The organism is Flavobacterium aquaticum (assembly GCF_003259835.1).
Classification (GTDB): domain Bacteria; phylum Bacteroidota; class Bacteroidia; order Flavobacteriales; family Flavobacteriaceae; genus Flavobacterium; species Flavobacterium aquaticum.
The window spans coordinates 1-3,984 of record NZ_QLMI01000014.1; the positions used below are offsets into that span (position 1 = coordinate 1).

The 3,984-nt window shown below is 30.7% G+C and carries 3 protein-coding genes; all 3 read left to right on the forward strand.

Features of this window, described 5'->3' with window-relative positions:
• The first annotated feature begins 244 nt into the window (after positions 1-244).
• The 3 genes from B0I03_RS12970 to B0I03_RS12985 all read left to right on the forward strand — a co-directional run bounded on the left by B0I03_RS12970 (position 245) and on the right by B0I03_RS12985 (position 3,879).
• Entirely contained in the window at positions 245-1,087 is an 843-nt protein-coding gene (locus B0I03_RS12970) for a DNA adenine methylase (RefSeq protein WP_111567857.1), read from the forward strand.
• Positions 1,080-2,375, forward strand: coding sequence for a type II restriction enzyme (locus B0I03_RS12975; protein ID WP_111567858.1), 1,296 nt, complete (start codon positions 1,080-1,082; stop codon positions 2,373-2,375). Before B0I03_RS12970 ends, B0I03_RS12975 begins: the two co-directional genes overlap by 8 nt.
• A gap of 568 nt (positions 2,376-2,943) precedes the next feature.
• The gene (locus tag B0I03_RS12985; RefSeq protein WP_111567860.1) at positions 2,944-3,879 is read left to right on the forward strand and encodes a hypothetical protein; all 936 of its coding nucleotides are present in this window, start codon (positions 2,944-2,946) and stop codon (positions 3,877-3,879) included.
• The last annotated feature ends 105 nt before the right edge of the window (positions 3,880-3,984 follow it).

A 3,984-nucleotide genomic window follows, 5' to 3' on the forward strand; every position in this document is an offset into this window, starting at 1 on the left:
AGCGGTTTGCTTCAATGGCTACTTCCGGATTTTCCTACGGAAAATCCGCTGCTGAATGGAATGTTTTGTTATATTTGTAATGGCTTGGTGTTGGTTCAACGCCACTGAGAGCAAGCCGCAGAACGTTAGGCGATAGCTTTGACCAACATTCCGCATAAAACAAACTTGACACAAAATTTGGACAAAATAGCCAAAAAATTACTAACTTGCGAACTAAAATATTTAGTAATAGGAAAAGCGTAAAATGGCAAAAAACAACAAATTAGTAGCACCATTTCTAAAATGGGTTGGAGGTAAAAGACAACTTATGCCTTCAATTGTTGATCATTTGCCCGAAAACATTAAAGATTATAAATATATTGAGCCTTTTATTGGTGGCGGAGCTGTATTTTTTAATTTGCAACCTAAAAATGCAGTTATTAATGACTATAACGAAGAATTAATCAATGTATATCAAGTTATTAAAGACAATCTTGACGAACTAATTATTGACCTTAAAAAACATAAAAACGAAGCCGAATATTTTTACTCAATAAGAAGTTTAGACAGAAATGGAGAGTTTAAAAAACTTTCTGCTGTTCAAAGAGCATCAAGAGTTATTTTCTTAAATAAAACTTGTTTTAACGGACTATACCGAGTAAATAACGCAGGCGAATTTAACTCACCTTTTGGAAGGTACAAAAATCCAAATATTGTAAATGAACCAACACTTAAAGCTGTTAATAAATTTCTAAACAATAATAACATAGAAATTAATAGTGGTGATTATTCTGAAATTCTAAAACAAACAGACAAAAAATGTTTTGTGTATTTAGATCCGCCATACCATCCTATTTCTGAAAGTTCAAACTTTACAGGCTATGTACAAGGCGGTTGGAATATGTATGACCAAATTGACCTAAAAACAGCTTGTGATGAATTACATAAAAAAGGAGTGAAATTTTTACTTTCAAATTCATCCGCTGATTTTATAAAAGACTTATATAAAGATTATAAAATAATTATTGTAAAAGCAAATAGAGCAATTAACTCAAATGGTGCAGACCGAGGTGAAGTTGATGAAGTATTAATAAGAAACTATGAGTAATTCTAAAAACGACATTGCTTGGGAAAAGATATTTGAAAAGCACAAAATCCTTGATAGGATTTTGAAAGATGGTCATATTGAAATTACAGCAACAAAAATCAATGAATTTCGTGAAGCAAGGTTAATGACAAAATTTGATCATAAATCTCAACTTCCTAAACTTTTCGCAGAAAACAAACTCTCAATTTTACCAACTTCAAGAGGTGGATATGTAATTGGTGAATTTGAAACCTTTTGCAAATTTAACTCAAATGATATTGAAGTTACACCAATTGAGTTTCCTACATTTTTAGAAAGTCTTGATTATCGAGAGATAACAAGTGAAGCAACTGCAATAAACTGTGCTTTTGTTTCCAAAATTTTACACGATTTCACAAATGAGGAAAATCTATTCCCAACAGTAAGTGGAAGAATGAGTTCGTCTTCTTTTTCTTTTGGCATCAATTCGCCAAAAGGACTTTTTAACATAAATGTTGGAAACTCACAAGTAGAAATTGACGGAGGTTATGAAGGTGACAATTCGCTAAATCTTATAGAAGCTAAAAATTATATATCATCAGATTTTTTAGTTCGTCAACTTTATTACCCATATAAACTTTGGAGTGGTAAAATTCAAAAACAAGTTCGTCCAATATTTTTAACTTATTCAAACGGTGTATTTCATTTAAGAGAGTATGCGTTTTCAAATATTGAACATTACAATTCTCTTATTCTCATTAAGCAAAAGAAATATGCCATTCAAGAAGGAAGCTTTAATCTTGAAGCTTTATCACAAATTATTGACACAACTAAACTTATAAAAGAACCTGAAATTCCTTTTCCTCAAGCAGACAGTTTTGAAAGAGTAATCAATTTGTGTGAGCTAATTAAGCAAAATCAGGTTATGACAAAGGAGCAATATCTTCAAGACTTTGACTTTGGTGCTATTGACCCAAGACAACACGATTATTACACAAATGCCGCAAGATATTTAGGATTAGTTGACAAAGTTCAAGACCCAACAACAAAACAAACTTGTTTTGTTTTGAGTAAATTGGGAAATAAGACAATGAGCGTATCTTTAATTGACAGACAAAAAGAATTCATAAAATTGATCATATCACATAAAGCGTTTAAAGATGTACTAAAACTTTATCTTGAAGACGGAGAAATGCCGAATAAAGAAGTAATCGTTGAAATTATGAAACGTTCCAAACTGTATAATGTTGGTTCTGACACGACATATTTCAGAAGAGCATCAACAATTATAGGTTGGACAAATTGGATTATAAACCAAACTGAAGAATAAAAGCCATCGCCTAACAGCAGTTTGGCAAAATGGCGGGTTCAGTGCTAAATTGAACATTTGGTTTTCAAATAAAGTTTAGTGCTAAATTGAAAGTAAGTGCTTCAAAAACCGCCACTTCGCCAAGCTGCAAAACGTTAAATGCAATATATTTTCCGAACTTACGCAGAAGGCTTCGCTCTTATTTTTCCGTTTGATAATTTTAAAAAAAACTTGCCGAAAACTTTTGCGTGATAAGTGAAATCTGAACCGAACTTTGTCGAAAAACTTTGTGTTGAAAATACGTTGCGTGAAACCAATCTTTGCGCGAAAAACCAAGTTTGCGTGACAATGGAAAGCCGAAAACGAACTTTGCGCATAAAGGTTGCTTGTTTATCAAGTTCCGAAAATATAAAACTGCATTTAACAGCGGTTTAAAAATATGGCTGGTTTTGGGAATTTTCTGAAATGGCGCAGTTGTTTAATTTAAAGTTTTGGTTATATTTGTGAAGGCTTGGTGTTGCATTTTCGCCACATTTTTAAGCCGCAGAACGTTATAAGCCATTTATCCCGAACGAAATAAAAACAACATATGAAATCAATTTTTATCGTATTAATTTCTTTGACAATATTTTCTTGTAAAAATATAATTTCAACATCAACAGAAGATGAAAGTCATATGGAATTGCATAAAGAAATGGATAAAGTAGATGAAGAATATACTAAATTTCAAAAACAATTATTAAGCTTATATATAGAATCCGAAAATAATCCTGATTTAACCATATCAAAAGCTGATAGCTTACTATTGGAAAATAAAAACGAAAAAGACAAATACAAATCGCAAATAAAAGGTACAATTGAAGACCAGTTACATTATCTAAAAGCTGAACTTTATTATAAAAAAAGTGAGTACAAAAAATCAATAAAAGAATTAGATTTTGATGATGATTATGACTTTGTTTCGGGTGACAGGGCTTGTGCATATGCAGCAAATTACTTAAAGTTAAAGCAACTTGACAAAGCAAAATCGTTTGTCGACAGTATTGGGAAAGGTTATTACATATATGATTATGCTTTAGCAAATTATAATGAAAGTATTGGAAATAAAAACGAAGCATTTAAAATTTACAGTGAAATAAAAAATGATAAATCAATCAAACATTATGCTTATTACAAACTTGCAGTAAATAGATTGGAAGAGCTTCAAAAAGATAATCCAAAACTTTTAAATGAGATATATTTTCCAACAGGAAACCCAAGTTATGATATTGCGGATTCTGATGATAAAAACAGAACAAAAATATTTAATTTAATGGAAAAACTTCCAGAAAATAAAAATTGGGCTGAAACAAGAATTGTAGAATCTCCACAAGAAAATGATAAAAATTATTATTGGGTTAGAGTAAAAACAGAAAAAAATAAAACATTCAATTATTACATTTATCAAGAAACTTTTGAAATAAAGTTTTTAGACACAATAAACAATAAAATATTGACTTTAGAAGAATGGAGAAAACAGAAATAAAAACGGCTTATAACAGCGGTTTGCTTCAATGGCTACTTCCGGATTTTCCTACGGAAAATCCGCTGCTGAATGGAATGTTTTGTTATATTTGTAATGGCTTGGTGT